General features: G+C 64.2%; 23 protein-coding genes. 6 read left to right on the forward strand and 17 right to left on the reverse strand.

All coding sequences use genetic code 11. From position 1 onward, the window contains the following. Positions 1 to 21 precede the first annotated feature (21 nt). From G6N53_RS20885 to G6N53_RS20930, 10 genes are all read right to left on the reverse strand, one after another. Entirely contained in the window at positions 22 to 921 is a 900-nt protein-coding gene (locus tag G6N53_RS20885; protein ID WP_237166592.1) for a dihydrodipicolinate reductase, read from the reverse strand. 259 nt (positions 922 to 1180) lie between these two features. Beyond that, positions 1181 to 2407, reverse strand: a complete 1227-nt coding sequence (locus tag G6N53_RS20890; RefSeq protein WP_163891595.1) for a cytochrome P450 — start codon at positions 2405 to 2407, stop codon at positions 1181 to 1183. Further along, positions 2407 to 2673: a hypothetical protein gene (locus G6N53_RS20895; RefSeq protein WP_163891597.1), complete on the reverse strand. Its 267-nt coding sequence runs from the start codon at positions 2671 to 2673 to the stop codon at positions 2407 to 2409. The genes G6N53_RS20890 and G6N53_RS20895 overlap by 1 nt, the downstream gene beginning before the upstream one ends. 17 nt (positions 2674 to 2690) lie before the next feature. After that, positions 2691 to 3647 (reverse strand): LLM class flavin-dependent oxidoreductase, encoded by a 957-nt coding sequence (locus tag G6N53_RS20900; RefSeq protein WP_163891599.1) that lies wholly within the window; start codon positions 3645 to 3647, stop codon positions 2691 to 2693. 55 nt (positions 3648 to 3702) lie between these two features. After that, positions 3703 to 4569 (reverse strand): hypothetical protein, encoded by an 867-nt coding sequence (locus G6N53_RS20905; RefSeq protein ID WP_163896162.1) that lies wholly within the window; start codon positions 4567 to 4569, stop codon positions 3703 to 3705. Beyond that, on the reverse strand, positions 4569 to 5447 hold the full coding sequence (locus tag G6N53_RS20910; RefSeq protein ID WP_163891601.1) for a mycofactocin-coupled SDR family oxidoreductase: 879 nt from the start codon (positions 5445 to 5447) through the stop codon (positions 4569 to 4571). Before G6N53_RS20910 ends, G6N53_RS20905 begins: the two co-directional genes overlap by 1 nt. Next, positions 5444 to 7006, reverse strand: a complete 1563-nt coding sequence (locus G6N53_RS20915; protein ID WP_163891603.1) for a class I adenylate-forming enzyme family protein — start codon at positions 7004 to 7006, stop codon at positions 5444 to 5446. The genes G6N53_RS20910 and G6N53_RS20915 overlap by 4 nt, the downstream gene beginning before the upstream one ends. After that, positions 7003 to 8202: an acyl-CoA dehydrogenase family protein gene (locus G6N53_RS20920; protein WP_163891605.1), complete on the reverse strand. Its 1200-nt coding sequence runs from the start codon at positions 8200 to 8202 to the stop codon at positions 7003 to 7005. The genes G6N53_RS20915 and G6N53_RS20920 overlap by 4 nt, the downstream gene beginning before the upstream one ends. Next, the gene (locus G6N53_RS20925; RefSeq protein ID WP_237166593.1) at positions 8199 to 9179 is read right to left on the reverse strand and encodes an acyl-CoA dehydrogenase family protein; all 981 of its coding nucleotides are present in this window, start codon (positions 9177 to 9179) and stop codon (positions 8199 to 8201) included. The genes G6N53_RS20920 and G6N53_RS20925 overlap by 4 nt, the downstream gene beginning before the upstream one ends. Positions 9180 to 9185: 6 nt before the next feature. Continuing rightward, positions 9186 to 10382 carry an amidohydrolase family protein gene (locus tag G6N53_RS20930; RefSeq protein WP_163891607.1) on the reverse strand — a complete coding sequence of 399 codons (1197 nt, stop codon included), beginning with the start codon at positions 10380 to 10382 and terminating at the stop codon, positions 9186 to 9188. Between the two features lie 194 nt (positions 10383 to 10576). Between G6N53_RS20930 and G6N53_RS20935 the strand changes: the two genes are divergently transcribed. Beyond that, positions 10577 to 11701, forward strand: coding sequence for an acyl-CoA dehydrogenase family protein (locus tag G6N53_RS20935; RefSeq protein WP_163891609.1), 1125 nt, complete (start codon positions 10577 to 10579; stop codon positions 11699 to 11701). After that, positions 11698 to 12603 (forward strand): TIGR03619 family F420-dependent LLM class oxidoreductase, encoded by a 906-nt coding sequence (locus G6N53_RS20940; protein WP_163891610.1) that lies wholly within the window; start codon positions 11698 to 11700, stop codon positions 12601 to 12603. Before G6N53_RS20935 ends, G6N53_RS20940 begins: the two co-directional genes overlap by 4 nt. A gap of 6 nt (positions 12604 to 12609) precedes the next feature. On the opposite strand, the gene G6N53_RS20945 is transcribed toward G6N53_RS20940, so the two are convergent. Continuing rightward, entirely contained in the window at positions 12610 to 13050 is a 441-nt protein-coding gene (locus G6N53_RS20945; RefSeq protein ID WP_163891612.1) for a nuclear transport factor 2 family protein, read from the reverse strand. Between the two features lie 49 nt (positions 13051 to 13099). Between G6N53_RS20945 and G6N53_RS20950 the strand changes: the two genes are divergently transcribed. The 4 genes from G6N53_RS20950 (at position 13100) to G6N53_RS20965 (ending at position 16009) form a co-directional block, all read left to right on the forward strand. Beyond that, entirely contained in the window at positions 13100 to 13735 is a 636-nt protein-coding gene (locus G6N53_RS20950) for a cysteine hydrolase family protein (protein WP_163891614.1), read from the forward strand. 92 nt (positions 13736 to 13827) lie between these two features. Then, the gene (locus tag G6N53_RS20955) at positions 13828 to 15018 is read left to right on the forward strand and encodes an amidohydrolase family protein (RefSeq protein WP_163891616.1); all 1191 of its coding nucleotides are present in this window, start codon (positions 13828 to 13830) and stop codon (positions 15016 to 15018) included. Next, the gene (locus G6N53_RS20960) at positions 15015 to 15491 is read left to right on the forward strand and encodes a MaoC family dehydratase (protein WP_163891618.1); all 477 of its coding nucleotides are present in this window, start codon (positions 15015 to 15017) and stop codon (positions 15489 to 15491) included. The genes G6N53_RS20955 and G6N53_RS20960 overlap by 4 nt, the downstream gene beginning before the upstream one ends. A 32-nt stretch (positions 15492 to 15523) precedes the next feature. Beyond that, the gene (locus G6N53_RS20965; RefSeq protein ID WP_163891619.1) at positions 15524 to 16009 is read left to right on the forward strand and encodes an Rv2253/PknI dimerization domain-containing protein; all 486 of its coding nucleotides are present in this window, start codon (positions 15524 to 15526) and stop codon (positions 16007 to 16009) included. Positions 16010 to 16026: 17 nt separating this feature from the next. Here G6N53_RS20965 and G6N53_RS20970 read toward each other — a convergent pair whose 3' ends face one another. The 6 genes from G6N53_RS20970 to G6N53_RS20995 are packed head-to-tail and all read right to left on the reverse strand — an operon-like array spanning position 16027 to position 23560. Further along, positions 16027 to 17571, reverse strand: coding sequence for an MCE family protein (locus G6N53_RS20970; protein ID WP_163891621.1), 1545 nt, complete (start codon positions 17569 to 17571; stop codon positions 16027 to 16029). Then, entirely contained in the window at positions 17571 to 18866 is a 1296-nt protein-coding gene (locus G6N53_RS20975) for an MCE family protein (protein ID WP_163891623.1), read from the reverse strand. The genes G6N53_RS20970 and G6N53_RS20975 overlap by 1 nt, the downstream gene beginning before the upstream one ends. Then, positions 18863 to 20269 carry an MCE family protein gene (locus G6N53_RS20980; RefSeq protein WP_163891625.1) on the reverse strand — a complete coding sequence of 469 codons (1407 nt, stop codon included), beginning with the start codon at positions 20267 to 20269 and terminating at the stop codon, positions 18863 to 18865. The genes G6N53_RS20975 and G6N53_RS20980 overlap by 4 nt, the downstream gene beginning before the upstream one ends. Continuing rightward, the gene (locus G6N53_RS20985) at positions 20266 to 21348 is read right to left on the reverse strand and encodes an MCE family protein (protein WP_163891627.1); all 1083 of its coding nucleotides are present in this window, start codon (positions 21346 to 21348) and stop codon (positions 20266 to 20268) included. The genes G6N53_RS20980 and G6N53_RS20985 overlap by 4 nt, the downstream gene beginning before the upstream one ends. Further along, a complete protein-coding gene (locus G6N53_RS20990; RefSeq protein WP_163891629.1) occupies positions 21348 to 22367 on the reverse strand; it encodes an MCE family protein in 1020 nt (339 codons plus the stop codon). The genes G6N53_RS20985 and G6N53_RS20990 overlap by 1 nt, the downstream gene beginning before the upstream one ends. Continuing rightward, positions 22364 to 23560: an MCE family protein gene (locus tag G6N53_RS20995; protein WP_163891631.1), complete on the reverse strand. Its 1197-nt coding sequence runs from the start codon at positions 23558 to 23560 to the stop codon at positions 22364 to 22366. Before G6N53_RS20995 ends, G6N53_RS20990 begins: the two co-directional genes overlap by 4 nt. Between the last annotated feature and the right edge of the window lie 173 nt (positions 23561 to 23733).

Raw genomic sequence — 23733 nt, forward strand, 5'->3', positions numbered from 1 at the left:
TGGAGCGACTGAGGGCCTCGATCACCAATCCGTGATCGTTCGTGACTGTCTGGTCACGATCGAGGGGCCCGCCAAGGGATTGGCGAGCACACCGGTTGGCGCCTCGACGACCGCAGGTATCGCATTGACCGCGGCCATCGCGGTCGCCGTGACGCCGGGGTTGACCCGATCAGCGGGCGACTGTTCGAAGTACAGCTCCGCGCACATGCTGGGCCGGCCCTCGATCCGGATGACCATCCCGCCTTGGTCGGGCCGCGACGGTCGAGGCCAGCGAGCCGGCCACGGTGTGGAACTGACCGTCGCGAAGTACTGCACCGCAACAGTCGGACGACCATCGACCATGCCGGCGAGCTGCCACCGGTGCCCGCAGATCGTCCCTTGCGGGATCACCCCGATCGCAGTCGTCAGGTCCTCCGGAGCGAGCAGCGTTTCCCAGTCCAGTTCGACGCTGTCGAGCACCATTCCGAGGATGTCGGCGATGTAGCGAACGACTGTCTCCCAGTCGTGGTTCACCTTCCCCGCAGCGATCCGGGCGGGCACGTGCCCATCCGTTTTACCGAACCCCATGGATTCGTGCAGAACATCCCAGATCGGGTAAGACTTGTCCAAATCGATGGCGTACTCGTCCATACGGTACGAATCGACAGCGCCCGCACCGGTCAGCAGTGCCGTCGGGATGTTGAGACTGATGAATCCCGGCTCGGCACCGGTGGCATAGAACGTGGATTTGCCTTTCTGGGCCGCAGTTTCAACGGCTTCCTGCCATTCGCGTGGTGCGGCCGCCGGATACACCATCGGGATCGTCGAAATCGTGACGACGTTGATGCCCGCCTCCAGATACCCGACGATATCGGCAATGGCCTCTGCCTCGCGCCGAATGGCAGTGGCGCAGTAGAGAACGCAGTCCGGCTCGAGCGCCATGATCGCGTCTGTATCATCGGTTGCCGGTATTCCGACGTCGGCACCGCCGGAAAGTCGGCCTGCATCCAAGCCTGCCTTGTCCGCCGTCGATACTTTCAGCCCCACGAGTTCGAGGGCAGGGTCGTCGATAACAGCTCGGAGAGCCTGCGTACCGGTCAAGCCGGTGCCGACATGTGCCACGCGATGAACCCGGCGAGTTGATTCGTTCACCATCATTCCTTTGCCTCCGGCTTACATCTGCATCGACGATGAAGTGCGCTCACTGCGGCGCGGCACGGGTGGGCACGCTGGCCCACCCGAAGACGTTGGGCATCTTGACCCTGCGCAAGCCGGCATCGTCGACGTCGAACTCGGGAATCAGATCGAGAAGGACATCGAGGGCAACCCGACCCTCCATACGCGCCAGTGCCGCTCCCAGGCAGCTGTGTATCCCGTACCCGAATCCGAGATTGTGCCCGGAATGCGCGCGGGTGATGTCGAAACGGTCCGGATCGGCGAAGACTCGCTCATCCCTGGTCGCCGACCCGTTGATGAGCATGACCGGCTTGTGTCGGGGAATGACCTTGCCATGGAGCTCGACCTCGACATTGCTCCACCGGATGTCGTATTGGGACGGCCCTTCGTAGCGCAGAAGCTCTTCGAATGCGGCCGGGATGCGGCTCCTGTCCTCTCGGAGCATCCGCCACTGGTCCTGGTGACGCGCGAACAAGACTCCCGCACTGGCAATCAGCTTGGTCACCGTCTCCGCTCCGGCCCCGCCGAGCAGCGAGGCGAAGGCGGCTATCTCGATGTCATCGAGGCGAGTACGGGTGCCGTCCTCTCGGTCCACTTCCACTTCGGTCAACCGCGTGATCATGTCGTCCGCAGGGTTGGCCCGCTTGTCGACGACGAGGCCGTAGTAATACCTCCACATGTTCACGGCCGCTTCCCGGCCGGCCGCCGTGACGCTCACGTTTCCAGGTTCGCGTTCCAACAGCGCGTCGAGCCAATGACGGATCTGCTGGCGTCCGTCCGGAGGAACACCCAGCATCGTGGTGATGATCTCGACCGGAAACACCGCGGAGAAGTCTTCGACCAAGTCGAACGACCTGGCGTCGACGTGCCGTGCCGTCACCTCGACCACGTTCCGAATCATGGGTTCGAGTTTCGCGATGGCACGTGGCGTGAAGACTTTGTTCACCAATGCCCGCATGCGGGTGTGCTGAGGCGGATCCATCATGATGATCACCCCTTCGGGGATCATCGCATCCGAGTCGATGAAATGATCGAGCGTGACGCCCTTTGCCGATGAATACGTCTCGTGGTCGCGCATTGCGGGAGCAACGTCTTCATACCGGGAAAGCGCCCAGAAATCGTACTGCGCGCTGTGGTAGACCGGTGCATGATCACGGAGCCGCCGATACGTCTCGAACGGGTCGTTGAAGAACTCGTCCGAAAACGGGTCGAAATGAACGACGTTTTCTGAAGCCGCGGATTGATCGGACATCAGCCTTCCGCTCCGCCATCACGCAGGAAGTGGACGGTGTAGTCCTGGCCCCGCAATCCGCGCGGGTCGAGCCCGATGACCGCCATCAGACGCGCCCAATCGGCGGAGCCGACGAACCGGTCCCACCAAGCGATCTGCCCGTCCTCGTTGGTCCAGAGGAAATCTCTCATTCCCGCAGTTCGGTGATCGCGCTCGATGGCCTTGGCGTATCCCTCCCATTTGTCGAAGGCGATCTTCTCGTGTAAAGCGACCCGGTCGATGGGCATGTTGGTTCACCTTTCCGCTAGGTCAGTTCGACGAATCTCTCGAGGTAGGGCCACGCGATCTCCGGAGGAATGCCTCCGCACAGCGGCGAGAGATTGAACATCTCGCCGCCGGCAATGCGCAGCCTCGCTTCGTCGACCGACAGGATCACGTGCGACGGTGACGTACGCCGGACTTCCTCGACGGTCGTGGCGGTGCTCAGATTGGCCGAAACCTCGTTGCCCGGATTCCATGCCGAATACGCCATTGCGTCGTGAAGCAGATAGTCGCCGATCTCGTCCCACGCCGCGTCGACATCCTCGGCGACGAAAAGGTTCGTCACGGCGTCACGTTCTGGAATGAGAACGAAGCCGGGCTCGAACCCGTTCTCGCGACATGCCTCTTCGTAGGCCGCCTGCATCCCGGGAACCCCACCGTTGGCCAGCAAGCCCAGGCCGTTGCGTCCGGCACGCCGCGCCGCCGCAAGGCTGGATCCGCCCCAGTTCAGCATCGGCCCGTTCGGGTCTCGCGGTCTCGGAGTCACCTTCATCCGCCTGCCACGGTGCTCGACTACTTCTCCGGCCAACAGGCGACGCAGCAGCGGAAGGTTCTCGTCGGCAAGGCGACCGCGATCGCGCAGAGCCACCCCGAAATGGTCGAATTCTTCGACACGGTAGCCGATCCCGAAGACGTAGCTGGCCCGGCCCCCGCTGATGTGGTCGAGAACGCAGATGTCCTCTGCCAGTCGAGCCACATCGTAGAAGGGCAGCAGAATAGTCAGATTCAGCATCAACTGCTCGGTGCGGGCAGCAATCGCCGCCCCGAGTAGCAACGGCGACGGCAGATAGCCGTCGTCCGCGCAATGGTGTTCACACAGGACCACGGCGAGGCATCCACAGGTCTCAGCCCACGCGGACATCTCAGTCGCCGCGGAGTACAGCTCCGTCGCCGGCGCACCCATCGAAGGGGCCCGCATGTCGAATCGAAGAGTGAACATGGCGGCGCCTAATCGCCCTGCCGTGCATCGGTGCCCATGAGCTCACTACTTGCCTTCATGATGCGCGGCCCTGCTCTGCGTGTCGAAACAGGTGTGTGGCAACGGTGACCAGTTTCCGGTCCGCACCCTCGTCGTAGACTTGCGTCCGCGCCCCGAAAACGGCATCGCCTCCCGCAATGGGTTCTGCCACAAATGTGAACGGACCCGATTTCGCCCTGGCGACGAACATGGTGTGCGACGAGACGCCGACGAGCGCACCCGTTCCGGCGAGTTCTGTGATGCTGCTGCGCGCCGCCGTCTCGGTCATCACGAACTGTGGCCCCACGTGCAGAGCGGCGTCCGGAGAAGCAACCTCTGCCGACAGCTCGGGCAGGGTCCACGTCGTGGCGTCCACCTGACGCCCGGCGAACACCTGCCACAGCGGCGGCAGATCAGGAGAATCGATGACTTCCAACGGTTCGACGGTCATCTTCGGCAGACCCTCCGGGGGTACGCCGATCGTCACGCCCTGACCCTCGGTGATCGCCAGCACGCGGCCGGGATGGTCGGCGTCGACGATCAGCGACCTGCTGTAGGCCATCCGTTGTCCGCGTTTGACATCCTCGGTGCGCACCTCGAACCGTCTCACATCCACGCCCGCATCCAGGACCTGGCAGGAGTGCACCACAGGGTTCGGAACGGCCTCGAGATCCGACACCAGACCGCCCTCTGGAGCCGCGATGCCAAAGACGCTCAGCAAGATTCCGCCGGTGACATCGCGCATGTCGTGGCGGACGATCACGGTGTCATCGACGGGCCCGACATTCATCGAGGCGTGATGGCGCCCGATGTAGCGGTAGCTCAACAACCCGCCCCACCGGCGCTGCAACTCGGCGGCATACGCACCAGGATCTGAGGTCAGATCTCTGATGTCGCGTACCATCACTGTCCCGGTCCGTTCGGGAACTTGAGGTAGGAGCCCGCATCGACCCGGATCTGCTGGCCGGTGATGTACCGGCTCTCGTCACTGGCCAGGAAGACGGCGAGGTTCGCGATGTCCTCCGGCTCGACGTAGGGAATCGGCATGGCTTGGAAGTAGGTGAACGCGAGATCGGCGTCCTCGCGGGTGGGCTTCTTGCCCTCTGCCACCAGGTCCGGCCGGAACACCCCGTAGATCCCGTCGTTGTGCAGCAAATGGGTGTTGACGTTGGTCGGATGCATGACGTTGACGCGAATGAATCTGGGCGCCAGATGAATCGCCATCTGCTCGGCGTACTCCATCAGGGTTTTCTTACTCCACGCGTAGCCGGCGCCACCGGGGCCCATCTCCGGGCTGTCGGCATTTCCGGGCATCATTCCCGCGGTCGAACCCGTGATGATGATCGACGAACCGTCCGAGAGGTGCGTCAAAGACACCGCCACGGTGTTGAGCACGCCGACCAGGTCCACGTCTGTGGCGTCGACGAAATGTTGCGGGTCGGGCGAGCCCATGGCCATCGGCAGGATGCCGGCGTTGGCGACGACGATGTCGAGGCGCCCGAAATCCGCCAGTGCCGAGTCGAGCGCATCCCGGAGGGCGGGACGCTCACGAACGTCGGCGACCCTGGCGTAGACACGGCGACCGAGTTCCTTGACCGCCCGCTCGGTCTCACCGAGATCGTCCGGTGTGGCAAGAGGATATGGGTTCGATGCCATGTCGGCGCAGATGTCCACGGCGACGATGTCGGCACCCTCACGCGCCATCGCGAGCGCGTGCGCGCGTCCCTGGCCGCGAGCAGCTCCGGTGATGAACGCGACCTTGCCGTCGAGTCTTCCTGTCATGGTTTCTCCTCTGTCTGACGCCGGCAGAACCGTGCTCGCAGTTCGGTCTTGAGTACCTTGCCGGTGCTGTTCCGCGGTAACTCATCGACGAACTCGATGCACTCGGGCGACTTGTGCTTGCTGAGTCCGCTGTCCTGGCAGTGCTCGAACAGCGACTGGAGCGTCACTGTCTCATCGCGACGGGCGACGATCACCGCACACACGCGTTCACCGGTGCGTTCGTCGGGCACCCCGATCACTGCCACATCCGCAACGGCAGGATGGGTGGCGAGCACTTCTTCGACCTCGAGGGCAGAGATGTTCTCGGCGTTACGGATGATGGCATCCTTGAGCCGCCCCGTGAGAATGACGTTGCCCGCGCCGTCCAGCCGGCCCTGATCCCCGCTGCGGAACCACCCTTCGGCGTCGAAAGCCTGCGCGTCCAGCGAGGCGTCGACGTAGCCGAGGAAACACTGAGGGCCCTTGAGCCGCAGCTCGCCGACCTCACCGACGGCGACTTCTCGCTCCGAGTCGTCGACAACCCGCACGCGCACTCCCGGGACGGGGCACCCGACGGTGTGGTCCAGGGTGTCAGCGTCGCCATCAGGTGGTGGAGATGTCGCCACCGGAAACTCGGTGAGTCCCCACGCGTTCGCGATTCCCGGCACCGACAACTTCTCGCGCACCTGTCGACCCAGTTCGGCAGTGATCGGCGCTCCGCCACCGACGCAGCCACGAAGGTCGCGGAACAGCGGATCGGCCCCGTGCTCACGCTGTGCAGCGAGGTAGGCCACGAAGAACGGGGTGGCCGATCCCAGGAGGGTGGCGCCGTGATCGGCGATCGCTCTCGGAGTCCGCGTCACGTCGAAAGTATCGAAGAGCACCAACCGCATGCCGGTCAACAGGCTTGCGGCCAGCATCGCCGCGCCGCCGATGTGCGTCACCGGGAACGCGATCGGATTCACGTCGGTGCTCGACGCTCCCACCATCCCCACGACGCCGGCTGATCCGGCGATGACCGAGCGATCACAGTGGCGAACCCCCTTCGGCGCGGAAGTCGTGCCTGATGAGTAGTACACCCAGCGCGACTCCTCCCCCGAGGCAGGTGGCGGAAGCAGCCTCGCGGGATCGCCGACGGGCAGCCGCAAACCGTCGGTGGTCGGTGCGGCGTGGTCGACCAACACGATCGACATGTCACGTTCGCGAGCCAGATCATCGGCTAGTGCGAGATGGTCGAATCCGCGCCACATCCCCGGAACGATGAGCATCTCGGTATCCAGTTGGCCTGTGACGAAGCGGACCTCGCTCTCCCGCCAGATCGGGAGGATGGGATTCTGTACCGCCCCGAGCCGCGCCAGCGCCGCCATGATGACCATCGTCTCCAGCGTGGTGGGCAGTTGCCAGGACACAACAGTGCCGGCGCTGACCCCGCGTTCCGCAAGAGCTGCGGCAGTGTTCAGCGCAGCGTCGTGAAGCTGCACGTTGGTCAGGCTCCGGCCGAAGTCGTCGGTGAGGATCACCCGACCGGGGTGTTGTCGGGCTGCGGTATCAACCAGGCCCCAGAAGGTTTCGGCTGTCACCGGCTCGGCAGGGCGAGCCGACGCTTCGCCAGGATATTGCGCATCATCTCCGAGCTCCCACCCGAGACGGTGTAAGCCCGCGACCACAACCAACTTTCGCGGAGGCGCTGCTTGGCCTGCTCGACACGTGCATCGGCGGCAACGGTACACACCGTCGCACCGAGTTCGGTGCCGTACGCCGAAACCCGATGGTAAGTCTCGGCGAAACTCAGTTTGGCGATCGACCCGTCGCCCACCTCGTCGGCGCCGACAGTCATCCGCTCGACATGGTCGTCGATGAAGGCCTTGGCCACCTCGACCTCGACCGCCAGTTCCGCCACCGTCTGCCGGATGTCGTCGTGGTCGAACGCAGGTTTGCCCTCCAGCGTCGCGTTGCGCGCGACCGTGACGAGGTCGTCGATCAACAATTCCAGCAGGATCACGTTGCCGCCGATGCCGAACCGCTCGAAGTCCAAGCCTGCCATGATGATCGACCAACCCTGACCGACTTCTCCGATCAGGCCGTCCGCGGGAATCGGCACGCTGTCGAGGAATACCTCGTTGACTTCGATAGCTTCGTTGATCGTCCTGATGGGGCGCACTTCGACACCGGGAGCCGACAACGGCACGATGAACGCCGAGAGGCCGTGGTGGCGAGTCGATGCGGGGTCGGTCCTGATCAGGGCGAGTCCCATATCGGCCCAGTGGCCGTCGGTGATCCACGTCTTCTGCCCGTCGAGAACCCAGCTGCCGTCATCCTTGCCAACGCCTCGGCACCGTACCCCGGCGATGTCGCTGCCGGCGTCGGGCTCACTGAGCAACTGGCACCACACGTGCTCGCTGCTCCTGATCGGCGGAAGCAACGCGGACTTCTGTTCCTCGGAACCGAAATGCAGGAGCACGTGGGCCGCCAGGTTGACCTGATCGACCGGACGGGGGGCACGGGCACGCAGGAGTTCCTCGCTGACGATGCGATCGTGCAGCGGATGGTGGTCGGCCCTGCCGCCGTACTCGACAGGCCAGTCCGCGCCGACGAAGCCGGCGTCGAACAGTCCGGCGAACCAGCTGCGCAGTGCGGTCTCCTGCTCGGCGTTCTCCGGAGCGCGGCGACCTTCGCGTGCGATGAACGGTGGGGCGTGGTCGGCGATGTGTGCGCGGACACGCTCCCTGAACTCGGCCAGCTGCGCTTCGCTGGGCCGCGGGCCGGTGGCGCTCACCACCGGGCCATCTCCGCGTAGGCGGCACGGCTCGAGCGGGCCGTGCCGAGCAGCTGACCGTTGGTGAACGCACGACGCAACGCATGGTGCAAGGGGTACTCCCAGGTGAATCCGATGCCGCCGGACAACTGCATGCACTCGTCGACGGCAGCTGCTGCCTTCGCCGTCACGAACGCGTGTGCCGCGGCCGAAAGTTCGATGGCCTCGCCGGTGACCTCCGCAGGCATCAGCGAACGGGCCGCTTTCATGATCACCGCTCGGGCTTTCGTCTCGAAGACCAGCAGGTCGACGAGTCGGTGTTGCACCGCCTGAAAACTGGCGATGGGCGCCCCGAAGGCGATCCGTTCCTTGAGGTAGGCGACCAGCCGCTCGAAGGTCGCCGAGAAGGCACCCAGTGAGTCGGCGCTGAGCAGGACCCTTGCCACCGCGTGCAACTGGTCCGCCCGCTCGCTCCCGCCGACGAGCATGCCCTCGGTTCCAGACAGTTCTACCCGCCACGCCGGGCGACTGATGTCCAACAACTCGTCATCGCGGCTTCTGGGCGTCGTGTCTGACAGCTCGAACAAGTGGATTCCGTCGCCCCCCAATGTGATCAGTAAGCGCAACGCTCCGGCGTTGGTCACCCGGACAGTGCCCCCGGCCAACGCCAGGCCTGCCGGGACCGTTCCGTCGAGCACCGAGGGCAACCAGCGATCGCGGATACCGTTGGGGGCGAACGCCAACGCCGCGGCCGCCATCGTCGTACCGAACCACGCCGACCGGTCGCCGGCTCGGCCGATCTCCTCGGCGACCACCACGGTTTCGACGGGCAGCCAGCCCGCCCCGCCGAGCGTCTCATCGACCAGCAGACCGGTCCAATCCATCCGGGCCAGATCCTCGACCGAATCCTTCTCGCCTCGTTCGGCCAGGAATTCCCGTGCCGAGGACCGCAACAGATCCAGGTCGACGTCGGAATCGGCCACGTTGTTCGGTGCCACCGAGCACTAGCCTCTGCGCAGCAACTGGTCGGCGTTGTCGACCATGATGCGCTTCTTGGCCGCGTCGTCGAGCGGGTCGAGCAGCTTGACGAAGTCCGCCGGCTCGGCCAGTCCCTCGGCGTGCGGGTAGTCGGAGCCCATCAGAAGGCATTCGTCGTAGCCGAGTCGGCTGACGATCCCGGGGACGTCGTCTTCCGGATAGGGGACGACGCCGACGTGTCTGCGGAAGATTTCCGACGGCTTCTCGGTCAGCTTCCCGCCGATCCACGGCCCGTTGCGCCCCATGCCGCGACTCTTGTCCATGTGGATGACGAATTGCGGCACCCACTCCGCGCCGTGCTCGGCGACCAGCACATTCAAATCCGGGAACCGGCCGAAGAGGTTGTCGAAGATCAGCGCAGACAGGGTGTCCTCGATGGGGCGCTGCCCGTAGATGTTCATCCACTGCCAGGCCGACATGTGCCAGGCTGCCGGATCGGGGTTGTGGCCCCACGCCGGGGATATGGCGTCGAAGTACCAGAACGGTTGGATGTGGAAAACCAACGTGCAGCCGGCTTCCTGCAACCGTGCGTAGATCGGATCGAAGTAGGGGTCACCGGGCGAGCGGCCGTGGGCGGGACCGGTCGGCAGAAGCACCATCTTTGCTCCCTGCTCGATGATGGCCTCGGTCTCGGCGATCGACGATTCCAGGTCCCGCAGCGACAGCAGCGCCGTGGCATACAACTTGTCCTGGTAGTTGAAACCCCACGTTTCGTCGAACCATCGATTGAACGAGCGCAGGTTGGCATAGAGCGCGGCGGTGTCGTCAACGTAGTGTTCTGCGGCGAGCGCCATGCCCGCCGGGAAGATGACCGCGCGCTCGACGTTCTGCTCGGCCATCACCTTCAGCCGGGGCTTACGTTCCAGCCACTCCGGCTGCATGGGTTGCGGCTCATAGGTCTCGTCCGGATTGCCCGAACCCATCTGTTTGAGCATCTCCTTGAGCGAACCGGGCCGGTAGGCCAGGTCGAAGCCAAGGCCTGCTTCACTGTTGAAGGTGGCCACCCGGTGCCCGGCCAGGATGACTTCCTTGCCGTCGGCCGCGCGCACCGGCGCAATCGCTCTGTCGTGAAACTCGCTGGGCAGATATCGGGTGAACGCGTCCCGCGTCTCGTAGCAGTGGGTGTCGCAGTCAAAGATCCCGTAGTCGAGTTTTGTCGTCACCGAGTTTCCCCTTCCGGTGAGAATCATTATTCTCTGTTTCCAGAAAACATACTATCCTTGTTCGCAAATGCCCATCCCGGGGCGCGTCAGGCTTTCATCACCGGCGGCGCTGAGATGCGCCGACGCTTCTGTGGACTCGAAGGAGACATGACACCACCAACGCCTCAACCCGGACCGGCGGACAGGTCACATCCATGAGTGAATTGGATTCGTTCCGAACAGCGGTTCGCGACTTTCTGAACCAGACCTCGTCCAGTTCGGCCGTCCGGGCCCTGATGGACACCGACCGAGGCTACGACGATGCGGTATGGCGCCAGATGGCCAATGAGCTCGGGCTGCACGGCATCGCCGTGCCGGAGCAATGGGGCGGTGCCGGGGCGGGCATGCCGGAACTGACCGTCGTCTTCGAGGAGATGGGCGCGGCTCTGTTGTGCTCGCCGTTCTTCGCAACCGTCGCGCTGGCATTGCCGGCGCTGCTGAACAGCGGCGACGAGTCCGCCATCGAGGAGTTCGCGCCAGACCTGCTCGACGGCAGCAGGGTGGCAACTCTGGTGCTCAACGGCACCCTCGATGCGTGGGACCCCTGCGCCGTGACGATCACCGCACACCGCGACGGCGAGGCGAGCTACCGGCTCTCGGGTGAGGCCGCGCGGGTACTCGACGGCCACACCGCGGACATCATCCTGGTTGCCGCAAACACCGCAGACGGCGTGTCGTTGTTTGCCGTCGACGCGACCGCGGGCGGGCTCGTTCGCGAGCCATTGAGCACGCTCGACCGCACGCGGAAAGTCGCCGGATTGCGCTTCGAGAGTGTCATCGCCCGGTTGATCGGCACCGACGGGCAGGCCGCTGCTGGGCTCGCCCGCACCTCGGATCTCGCGTTGGTGGCACTGGCCTCCGAACAGCTGGGCGCAGCGCAACGGTGCCTGGACAACGCGGTGGCCTACGCCAAGGAGCGCATCCAGTTCGGTCGCGCCATCGGCAGCTTCCAAGCCATCAAGCACCGCTGCGCCGACATGCTGGTGCTCGTCGAGGGTGCGAGATCAGCGGTGTTCCATGCATCGGAAACCACCGACGACAGCGAACGTGCGGTGGCCGCCTCGGTGGCGAAGACAGCGTGCTCGGAAGCGCTGTTGCAGATCTCACTCGACAGTATGCGTATCCACGGCGGCATCGGCTTCACCTGGGAACACGATGCACACCTGTACGTGCGGCGCGCCAAAGCCACCGAGCTGATGTTCGGTGGTCCTGACCATCATCTCGCACGCCTGGCAGAACTCATCCCGACATCACGTCAACAGCCGGAAGGATCACTGTGACCCTGTCGTATTCTCTCGAACTCCCCACCCAGCGTGTGGAGGAACCGGCGGAGTTCGTCTCCGCGACGGCGATCGCCGAGGTCGCACAAGCTGCCGAGGCCGCCGGGTACGCCTCGGTGCACGTCACCGACCACCCCGCACCGGACACCAAGTGGCTCGACCACGGCGGACATCACGCACTGGACCCGTTCGTCGCGTTGTCGTTCGCGGCCGCAGCCACCTCGGCGGTCAAGCTGCTCACCAATGTGTACATCGCGGCGTACCGCAATCCGCTGCTGGGCGCGAAATCGATCCAGAGTCTGCAGGTCCTCTCTGGCGACCGGCTGATCATCGGCACTGCCGCCGGCTATCTCAAGCCCGAATTCCGCTCTTTGGGAGTCGACTTCGACAATCGGGGCGCATTACTGGACGAAGCGCTCGATGTCCTCGGCAAGGTGCTGTCCGGCGAGGACGTCGCCTACGAGGGTTCGACCTTCCAGACCCGCGGTGTGCGTCTGCGCCCGGTGCCCTCGTCGCCACCGCCGATCTGGATCGGTGGCAACAGCAAGCCCGCAGTCCGGCGCGCGGTGTCGCGCGGCCAGGGATGGGCCCCGTTCAACACCTTCGGCTATGCAACAGCGTCGCGCACCGCCGAGATCTCTACGATCGAGGAACTGGAGTCGGCGATCAAGTGGGCCAAGTCCTACGCCACCGAGATCGGACGCACCGAGCCGCTGGACATCTGTTTCTCTGCCGGGAACCTGTTGGACGACAGCAAGTCCGCTGACGAGCGCCATGCCGTCATCGACCGCCTGGCCTCAGCAGGCGTGACGTGGTTGCCGGTCTCACATGCCGGGCGTGATCGCGCCGAAGTCATCGAACGCGCACAGGTGTTCGCCAAGGAATTCATCCTCGGCGGCTGACCTCGCTCACTGCACCATCAAGCTGTCCTTCGAGAATCCGTCTACGCTGATCCTGCGCGACGCGAACAGCCATCGCCGGCCCACCGGCACCAGCTCATCGCGGTAGCGGCCCCAGTGGTCCAGCCCCACATCGGTGTGCACCGCGAAGTAGCTGCTGGCGTGGACCAGGTCGGCGGCGACCGACACGAACCGCAGGCTCGCGACGTGGTGGCGAACAAGAGTGGGCAGAGGTCGACCGGTGTCCCGCGGTCTGCCCATCGCCGCGCCGAGTCCGGCCTCGATCGCCTCGGGGCCGATGAGCGGTTCGGGCCCACCGGTGAACTCGAGAACGCCTTCGGCGCCGAAGCACGCTGCCAGCGCACCGAGGTCGAACCGGTCGGTGGCCACGGTGTAGTCGGCCAGCGTCTGGCGCACCGACTCTCGGGCCTCGAGCTCCCACATCTGCATTGCCGCTCCTCTGGAACTTCCTACCCAGCACACGATAACGTGTGTTCTCATGCCCGCACCCGTACTCGCCGAACTCCTGGAGCCTGCCACTACAGCGCTGGTGACCCAAGAGTGTCAGGGTGGTGTCATCGGCCCTCAGGCGGGCCTGCCACTGCTTGCCGAGGAAGCCCGCCGTGAAGCGGTTCCCAACATCGCCGCGCTGCTGGCGGCGGCCAGGACGGCCGGCGTGACCGTGGTGCACTGCCTGATACAGCGGCGGCCCGACGGACGCGGGTCCAATACCAACGCCCGACTGTTCGCCGCGGGAAAATCGTTCACTGCTGACCTCACGCCAGGTGGCCCGGGAGCTTCGGTGCTACCCGAACTCGGGCAGCAGGAAGGCGATCTGGTCCTGACGCGCACCCACGGCATCGGACCGATGACCGGGACCGATCTTGATGCGGTGCTGCGCAACCTGAACATCAGGACGATTGTCGGTGTCGGTGTCTCGGTCAATGTCGCCATCACGAACTTTGTGATGGATGCGGTCAACCGCGGATATCAGTTCGTCCTGCCCCGTGACGCGGTCGCGGGAGTTCCACGGGAGTACGCGGACGCGATCATCGACAACACCCTGTCGCTGCTGGCCACCGTGACCACCACGAGCGATGTCACAGCGACCTGGCGCGGATTGGCGGCATCTTGACCCCTGATATGGAGGTTGCCGCAGCCAAGTGATAACGTCGTTTTCATAAAGCGTAAATGCTGATATTCGCTGCTCCGAGGAGGAATCAGCCCATGACCCGCAAGCTCCCGTACCCAGTGTTCGACATCGACAATCACATGTACGAGACCACCGACGCGCTACTGAAGTACCTGCCGAAGCAGCACAAGGGCAAGGTGGGCTACGTCGAGATCAACGGCCGCCCCAAGCTGGTCGTCAAAGACCACATCAGCCATATGATCCCGAACCCCACGTTCGAGCGGGTCGCCAGGCCGGGAAGCGCCGAGGATTACTTTCTCGGCAACAATCCGGAAGGCCTCAACTTTCGCGAATTCATCGGCGAGGCAATGGATGTCATCCCGGCCTACCAGTCGCCGGGCCCCAGGCTGGAGTTGATGGACGAGCTCGGTATCGATCAGTGCGTGATGTATCCGACGCTAGCCAGCCTCATCGAGGAGCGGACCACCGATGATGTCGTGCTCACCCACGCGATCATCCACGCCCTCAACGAATGGATGCACGAGCACTGGACCTTCAATTACGAGGACAGGATCTTCGCCACTCCCGTCATCTGTCTGCCCCTGGTGGACGAAGCAATCAAAGAGTTTCACTGGGCCCTCGAGCGCGGCATGAAGACCTTCCTCGTCCGGCCCGCGCCGGTGCCGAGCCGGTTCGGCGGGTCACGGTCCATGGGACTGCCGGAGTTCGACCCGTTCTGGGCCGAAGTCGTCAAGGCCGACATCCCGGTCACCTTCCACGCCTCCGACAGCGGGTATCAGAAACACCTCATGGAGTGGGAGGGCGGCGATGAGTACCTGTCCTTCAAGCCGAGCGCGCTGCGTGAAGTCGTCATGGGCTTCCGGGCCATGGAAGACACGCTGGCGGCGCTGATCTGCCACGGTGTGCTCTCCCGATTCCCCGATCTGCGGGTACTCGTCGTCGAGAACGGCAGTGGCTGGGTGAAGAACCTGCTCCGCCAGCTGGAGAAGGCCTACCGGGTCATGCCCAAGGAATTCGACGAGCATCCTGTCGAGGTGTTCAAACGCAATGTCTACATTCATCCGTTCCTGGAAGACGACGTAGCGTCGATCGTCGAGATCATGGGTGAGGACCACGTCATGTTCGGCTCGGACTTCCCACACCCGGAGGGTATCGGCGATCCACTCAGCTTTGTCGACCGTCTGGACGGCATCTCCGAGGAGGCCAAGGCGAAGATCATGGGCGGCAACGCCATCGAACAGTTGAGGCTGAAGGTCAAGGTATGACGCAGGCCCCGCCGACGCCGACGACGTACGAGGGGATCGCCGGCTTCGAGGCCCACGTCGGCGAGCATCTCGGGTACAGCGGTTGGCGGCAGGTCACCCAGCAGGAGATCGATCTCTTCGCCCAGGCCACCGGCGACCATCAGTGGATCCATGTCGACCCGGACAAGGCCGCTCGCGGACCCTATGGCAAGACGATCGCACACGGATATCTGACGTTGTCGCTGGTGCCGATTCTGGTACAGCAGATCTACAAGGTGACTGGTCTGTCGATGCAGGTGAACTACGGCGTGGACAAGCTTCGATTTCCGTCGCCGGTGCCCGTCGACTCCCGGATCCGAGCGGGTGCCGAACTCATCAAAGTGGATCGCAACGACAAAGGCGGTCGCGCGACGGTACGGGTCACCGTCGAGGTCGAGGGGTCCGATCGGCCGGCGTGCGTGGTCGACACCATCGCCGCGATGGTGGACGCCTGACGTAAGGGGACACGATGGGTGCACGGTCGCTGATGACGCTGGGCGGGTGCCTGACGATCGCGCTCGGTTTGGTTGCGGCGCCGGCGTGGGCGATGCCGGACGGACCGGCGCTCAACGGCACCTATCAGGCCGTGACAATCGGCGACTGGGCCAAGACCGACGGCGTCTATCGTGACCAACTGAACGTGATCTCGACGTGGTCCATCGAATCCGTCTGCACGAATTATCAGTCATGCACCGGTCGAGTCATCAGCGACCAGGGCTGGACTGCCGACATGTACTTTCAGACGCAATCATGGCGAGTGCGCCGGACGATTCCTGATTGGCAGCGGTGCCCGGACGGCACCGTCAGTTCAGGCCACCAGCTCTTCATCTTCTATCCCTACGCGGGGAACGAATTCGACATCGCCTCAACGATTCTGGCCGGCGAGGACATCACCACCGGTGTGCCAGGTGCATGCGGGCGTGGTTATCCGGTAGAGATTCGGATCCCGTTCCGGCTGACCAAACTCTCCTGACTTGCCGCCACGGTGGATTACCGGGGCATGAGTTCCTGCCAGGTGTCCGCTGGGCCGACCAGATCGGTTTGCGACCCGATCGTGCCGTCGGGAGAGGTGTACTGGCCGGTGACGACATTGTATGGGGCGACCGCAACAGAGGGTCCCGGCGTCGCGCCCGGGGGTTGGAACGCCGCCGGTGCTGCGGGCGGCACTCCCGCATCCTGCGGGAGTGCCGTTTCGGGCTCCGGTGGTGGCGGCACCGCGTTGTTCGGCGGCGGCGTGCCCTCGATCGGCGCGTAAAGCCGTTCCCCCTCATCGACCCTGTTGTCCAATGGAATACCTTGCGCGATCAGATTGGGGTCGAACGGGTACGGCCCGGTGGCGTGCTGTCGCATTGCCAACGGCTGGTATTCCTCGTCGCTGTTGCAGATCTCGACAGTCGGCGCCCGCTTACCCGGATGTTCCATGCACGGCGAGTTCCGGGCGCCTCGAACGCTGATGGGCGAATCCTGAGGTAGCTTGCAGTACAACCCGTCCGGGGTGTCGATCACGGATTCGTCCACCGGTGAGCGCCATTGAGAGGGTGGCAGGAACCCCACGGTGCAGACCGGCGGATCAGCGATGCTGATCCCGAAATCCGACAACGCGATGCCGGTCGGATTGTTGGTCGGCATCGCGTAGGACTGGATTCCGGACGCCGTCAGCGGAAGCATCAGGAGGAGCTGCTCTATTCCGGGCCGGTACGTGACGGCCACCTGGCCGACCGAGGTCAAATTGGCCAGAAACACCGGCAGAGTCGGCTTGACCTGGTCGAGAAGTCCCGCGACTTCCTGCGCAAAACCAGGTCCACGGTCGAGCAGAGTCCGGATATCCGGGTCATTGCGCTGTAGCTGGTCGGTGACACCGGCCAGGTTGCGTGCCCATGAGCGAATGGCGTCGGCACTCTGGTACTGACCGTCCAGCAGCGGGACCGCATTCGCGGTCAATTGCTGTGCGCTGTCGGCGACGCTGTTGACGTCGCCGCTGATCTGGGCACCCGAGTCGACCAGCGAGCCGAGGTCGTACCCCGCGCCAGCCAGCCCACGGTACGTTTCGTCGACAAGATCACCCAGCCGGTCCTTTGGGATGGTCGCCAGCAAGGCGCTGGCCTGGTCGAGCACCGGACCGATCTGCTCGGGCACGGACACCCTGCTCACCGGGATCACCGAGCCGTCCGCCAGATAGGGACCGTCGGCACTGTGTGGCACGAGGTCGATGTACTGCTCCCCCACCGCCGACATGCTGCGCACATTCGCCTGACTGTCCACCGGGATCCGGGCGTCGGCGCTCAGCGAGATCGTCGCCACCACCTTCGTCGGCTCGAGATCGACAGCCGTGACTTTGCCGACCTGCACGCCACGCAGCGTCACGTTGCTGAAACGGTACAGGCCACCACTGACCGGTAGCTCCATGGTGACGGTCGTGCGGCCGATTCCGAGCAACGTGGGCACCTGGAGGTAGAAGAGGCCCATCGCTATGACACCGACGACGGATGCGATCGAAAAAAGCACGAGTTGCGTGCGGACGAAACGGGTCAGCATCAGCTTTCCCCCTCGGCTGACGCCGCCGGGACACCGTACGGGCCCGCGAATACGGGGGCTTGCGGGCCGCCGAGCTGGGTCGGTGAGAGCAGCGGCGGCGGATTGACCGCCATCGACGGTGCAGTCTCGGCGAACAGCTCCGGAGGTGGTACCGCAGCCGAGCCGTCGCCGGAGTGGGGCGTCGTTGGCGCGACGGGTACAGCCAGCGGATCATATGTGTAGTTTCGGTACCACGGATCGCCGGGAGCCGGCACGAGGGGGTTCTGCGGAACACCGAACCTCGTGCCCAGCAGCATCGTTCGACGCAGCCGCGGCACCGTCAGATCGATCACCGCGAAGAGATTCATGTAGTCGCCGCGCACACCCCGATCGATGATGTCCTGGCTGAGCGGGTAGATCGTCATGTAAGCGAGCACAGCGTCGAGGTCCGGACCCACGTCGGCGAGCACGCGCAGCACAGGCTCCAGGTTCTCGAGGTTGGTGACCAGATCGTCGTGGACATCGGTGACGACATCGGTAAGCACTTCGCTGAATGTCCCGAGAGTTCGCAACGCCTCGGTGATGTTCGAGCGCTGGCGGACCAATACATCGAGGGCCGGCGGAATCTCCTTCAGTGCACGGTCGAGGACATCGCGCTGCTCTGCGAATGTGCCTGCCAACCGATCGAGATTCCGGATGGACTCGACGATGTGTGTCCGGTTCGTGGCGAGTACACCGGCGACATCGTTGAGCCGCACCAACAGCTCGCGCGTTTCATCGGTACGTCCGGACAGCGCAACACCGGTGTTGCGGATGACATCACCGATCTGCCCCAAGCCACCACCGTTGACCAAGGCCGACAACGTCGACAGGGTCTCTTCGGTCGAAGGATAGGTCGATGAGGTGTTCAGGTCGATCGTCGCGCCGGCGGGCAGCCGACCTTGCGGGGCTTGACCGGGGGGCGGGTCCAGTGCCAGGTGCATCGAGCCGAGCAAGCTGGTCTGTCCCACGGTGGCGACAGCATTCGCGGGTACCACGACATCTTCCCGCACCGAGACCTCGACGTCGGCGTGCCAGTCGTTCACGCTCATCATGCCGACGCTCCCGACCACGACGTCATCGATCATCACCGGTGAGTTCGGTTCGAGGGTGCCGACATTGGCCAGTTGCACCTGGAAGGTCTGGGCATCAGGACCACGCCCGACAACACCGGGCAGGGGGATCGAGTTCAATCCGCTGAATGAACATCCCGTTGCGGCAACGGCGATCCCCAGCGCGATGCAGGAGACGGAGGTGCCGATCCGGTGTCGCGTCATGGAAGAGGGGCTCCCGGTGCCGGGGCCTCCGCGGACAGCGGCGGCAGCGTTCCCTGGTCCGGCGGCGGTGCTGCCGGACCTGTCGGCGGGCCGGTCACGGGCAGAAGCAGATCCCCGACTCCCGGAGTCGCCGCGCCTCCGGGTGACGGGACGTAACCCGGGGGCGGGGGCACGTCACCGGAACCGGTATAGGCCGACACGGCCGGAGGGGGTTCGGGAGCACGTGGCGGCACCCCGGTCGCGGGGTCCAACTGCGGCGGCGAGTACACGATGTGTTCCGGTGACGCGGACGGTCCGAGGAACGGATTGACGGCAAATGGCAGATAGTTGAAGTCGATCGCGTTGAGCATGGGTCCCAGATACTGGGCACACAGTTTGGCGGTTTCCGGTGCCGTGGCATTCTCGACGGAACCGATCGCCGAACAAATGAACTGCAGTGGATTGGCGAAGTTCTGCAACGCAAAGGCGCCCGCCACCGCGCCCGCGTCCGGGTTGTACATGTTGTAGAAGTTGGCGAACGCCGTCGGCGCGCCGTGCAACAGATTTTCGAGATCCGTCCGGTGGTCGACGAGTGTCTGGGTCACGTTCGCGAGGCGGTGGATCTGCTCGGATGCCTGGTTGCGGCTCCCCTCGACGAACCGCTGCACCTCTCCCACGGCGACGGCGATGTCGCGAAGCGCGGCATCGAGATCGGACCTGCCGCCGTTGACCACCTCGGTGAGAGTGGCGAGGCGGTTCTGGAACTGCACGATCTGGGTGTTTGAATCACGAAGAGCAGCAACGACCATGTCCAGGTTGCTGATGACGTCGGCGATGTTGCCGCTACCTTCGGCGAAGATTCGTGCTGCACGGGAGAGTTCGGCCAGCGTGTCGCGCAACTTGTCGCCGTTGCCGCCCATGGCGTTGGCCGCGCTGTCGATCAGTCTGCCGATGGCGCTTCCGGAGAGGTTGTCCTCGGGCCCCAGATCGGTCACCAACCGCATGAGCTGCTCTTTGACATCGTCCCATTCCACTGGGACGGCGGTTCGTTCGACGGGGATCACAGCGCCGTCTCTCAAGACGGGACCGCTGTCGATATAGGCCGGGGTGAGTTGAACATACCGAGCGGAAATCAGGTTCTGGGGCACGATCACCGCATGCGCCTGCGCGGGAATCGACACGCCGCGGTCAATCGACAACGTCATTGACACCTGCTCGGCCTCGCCTCGAATCTGTTCTATGGTACCGACTTTGACGCCTGCTACTCGCACCTCGTCACCGGGATAGATGCCGGTCGCGCTGGAGAAGTTCGCGGTGATCGTGGTGGGACCGAAGAAGGTGCTGAACAGCAGGAAAAGCCCTGCGCCGATGGCCGACGCCACCAAAACCACTGCCGTGATCGAAGTCAGTAGTCGACGCGTCACCGGGAGCCTCCGGGGATGCCGTTCACCGGGAACGGAAGTTCCGCTCGCGGGCCGGCGTCGTCCGGCGGTTGGCCTGCGTCGACGCCTCGCCGGAAGCCGAAGGCGTAATCCAGGAAGGGCTGCAGAAGCTGCCCCGGTAGCAGGTTGGGAATGTTCGCCGTGTAGTAGAACCCGTTCGACACCGTCTCGCCCTGAGTCAGCTGGAATTTTGCCAGGCCAGGAATCGCCTTGGCGATGTTGTCGCGGTTTTTCTCGAGCATGGCGGCCACCGCGTTGAGCCGTTCCAACGCGGGCGCAAGCTCCTTCTCATTGTCGGCGACCAGCCCGCTGAGCTGCTGCGACACCGCCGATGTACTGGCCAGCAAGGTGACGATCTGCGCCCGACGCTCGGTCAGCACCGCGAGCAGGTCATTGGCATTGAGGATGAGCTGGTTCACCTGCTGGCTCCGTTCGGCCAGTATGCCGGTGACCTCGCTCGCCGTCCCGAGCAACTGACGTAGGTCCTCGTCCTGCTGGTTCAACGAGCGCGACAGGCGAGTGAGTCCGTCCATCGTCGGACCGAACTGCGGCGCGATGTCGTCGAGGGTGGCTGCGAGCGTGTCCAGCGCCTGGTTCACCTGTTCGGTGTTCGTTGCTGAGGTGTTCGTGGTGAATTCATCGACCGCAGCCGTCAGCGAGTACGGCGAGGACGTCCGAGATGCCGGGATCACCGAGTTCGGCTGCAATGCCGGTGCGCCCTGCGACTCCAGGGTGACTACGCGTTCACCCAGCAGTGTTCCGGTGCGGATGTGAGCGGTGGTCTGGCCACCCAACTGCACGGTCGCGTCGACATTCATGGTGACCTCGGCCGCTCCTCGGGACAACTCCACCCGACTGACCTTGCCGACGGTTGTTCCCGAGAGCGTGACGTCCGCACCTTCGGTCAGACCGCCCGCCTCGACGAACATCGCTTGGTAGCGAACCGAAGTCGCCCATGTCTCGAGACGTTCCGGGTTGAGGCCGACGGTGATGATCAACACGATGACCACCACGCCGATCAGGCCGGGGCGTATCAGGTGGGACCCGCGATACTTGAGCATCAGGGTTCACCACATCTTCCGCCGGGGTTCCGAATCCACGGCGCTACCACGGTGCGGCCCTGAAGATCACTGAGTCGGATGGTCGCAGCGCAGAAGTAGTAGTTGATGAAGCTGCCGTACGAGCCGATCCGCACCAGCTTTCGGTAGTTTTCGGGAGCCTTCTGCAACGCGACGTCGATACGTTCCTTGTCCTGGTCGAGCAGCGGCGCCAGGCGCGACAGCTGATCGACGGTTCCGGCCAGCGGCGCCCGGCTGTCAGCGAGTAGGTCGGCGACGGATGCGGTTCCCGCGCTGAGTTGCCCGATGGCGGTGCCGATCGGATCGCGCTCAGCCGCCAGCCCGGTGACCAGGCGTTGCAATCGATCGACCGAGTCGGAGAACTGTTGCCCATTGTCGGCGAGTGTGTTCGTCACGATGTTGAGCTTCTCGATGGCCTGCGCCACTACAGCACTGTTGTCGGCGATCGCCGCCGAGAACGACGAGGTTCGCGAGAACAGCGATGCGAGTGTGCCGCCCTGTCCCTGCAGGATCTGCACCAGGGCGAAGCTGAATGCGTCTACGTCGGTGGCGTTCAGGCTGCGGAGCACCGGCTTGAGCCCCCCCAGAAGGAGATCGAGATCCAGCGCCGGCTCAGTTCGTTCAACTGGGATCTGGGCGCCGGCGGCCAGCAAGCGCGCAGACCCGGGTGCGTCGCGCAGTTCGAGGTATCGGTCGCCGACCAGGTTGAGGTAGCGCACCGCCGCTTGAGTTCCCTCGGTGAGCACGACATTGCGATCGACCACGAAGCTGACCGCGACTTTGTGGTCCTGGCGCAATGCAACATCGTCGACTGTGCCGACCACGACACCCGCGACCCGGACACTGTCCCCCGCCTTCAACCGCGAAGTGTCAGTGAAGACTGCGGAGTACTCGCCAGCAGGCCCGCCACGGAAATTGCCGAAGACCATGATCAGGAATCCGGTGAGCACGGTCATGATCACGGCGAACACCATGAACTTGAGCGGAGCTCCGAGCCTCATCCGGGCATTCCGATCTGCGCACTGTTTCGCGGTGGGCCGTCGATGTCACCGAACAGCCACCTCTTTATCCCGTCGGAGTTCAGAATGATGCCTTCGTTGCCGTACTCCCAGGGATTGGCGCCGATGTCGGTGACCACGAAAGGCGGCACTTCGCCCGCTTCGAGTTCGGGCAGACCGAGCATCTGACACAACTGCGGGCTGCCGGTGGCGTTGACCTTCGGTAAGTGTGAGGGGTAGCGGTAACGCTCGATCCCCGGCCTGATACCCGCGAGCGTTAAGACGCCCGGTTCGGGCAGCGGTGGGTTCTTGGTCAGCGGCACCAGCCCGTTCGCTGCACACGACAGCAGTTCATGATTGCGGTTGAGCATGTCGGTGGTCGGGACGAGCAGGTGGACAAGTTCTTTCAGCGGCTCACTGTTAGCGCCGATGACGTCGGTTCCGGTATCGGCCAAACCGATTGCGGCAACCAAAAATGCATCGAGTTCGGCTTGCCGGTCAACCAGGGTCCGACTGGTGACGGTGACGTTGTGGGCAGTCGCCACCAGATCGGGTGCTGCGTCGGCGTAGGCGGCCAGCACCGGCGGAAGTAGTTCGAGATCTCGACTCAGATCAGGAAGATTCGGCTCGAGCTCGGCCAGGAACGCGTTCAGGTCGCTCACCGCCTGACCCAGCTTCTCGCCGCGCCCACTGAAGGCTCGCGACAGCGTCTCCAGGATCGCATTCACCTTCGTGGGCTCGAGTTCAGCCAAGAGTCGGGTGAGCTGTTGGAAGATCGTGTTGGTTTCGACGGTGACGCGTTGTCCGACCAATTCCTGCCCGGGGCGCAGTGACCTGGCAGACGGATCGCGGGGTGGCTTGAACTGCACCGATTTCGCGCCGAACACGGTGGTCGAAGCGATGTCCACCAGTACGTTCTCGGGAACGTTGCGCATCTCGTCGCGGTAGATCGCCAAGTTCAGCGCCGCGGTGCCGTCCGGCCGGTATCCGATCGACGTGACAGAGCCGATCTGGACCCCGCGCATCTTGACCTTGGCGTCGGGGTTCATCACCAACCCGGCCCGGTCGGAGATCACCGTCACCGATGCCGTCCGGGTGAAGTCACCCCGGAACATGGCGATCGTCAGAGCGACGATCGATCCGATGACGACTACTGTGGTCAGACCTGCCAGCGGACGAGCGTACCCATCGTTCATCTCGCCTCCCCTGCCGTCGTCATCCGGATACCGAAGGCCATCAAGCGCGCGTCCTGCCTTAAGCAAAGGCCCTCTCTCGAATGCGAGAGCATCTATTTTACCTTAGCGAAAATGGTCATTTGCATATGGCTAAGCAGATCGTATAACACTTGCCGCGTGACGAAAAGCAAACG

Origin of the sequence: Mycolicibacterium hippocampi (genome assembly GCF_010723735.1) — a bacterium.
Classification (GTDB): domain Bacteria; phylum Actinomycetota; class Actinomycetes; order Mycobacteriales; family Mycobacteriaceae; genus Mycobacterium; species Mycobacterium hippocampi.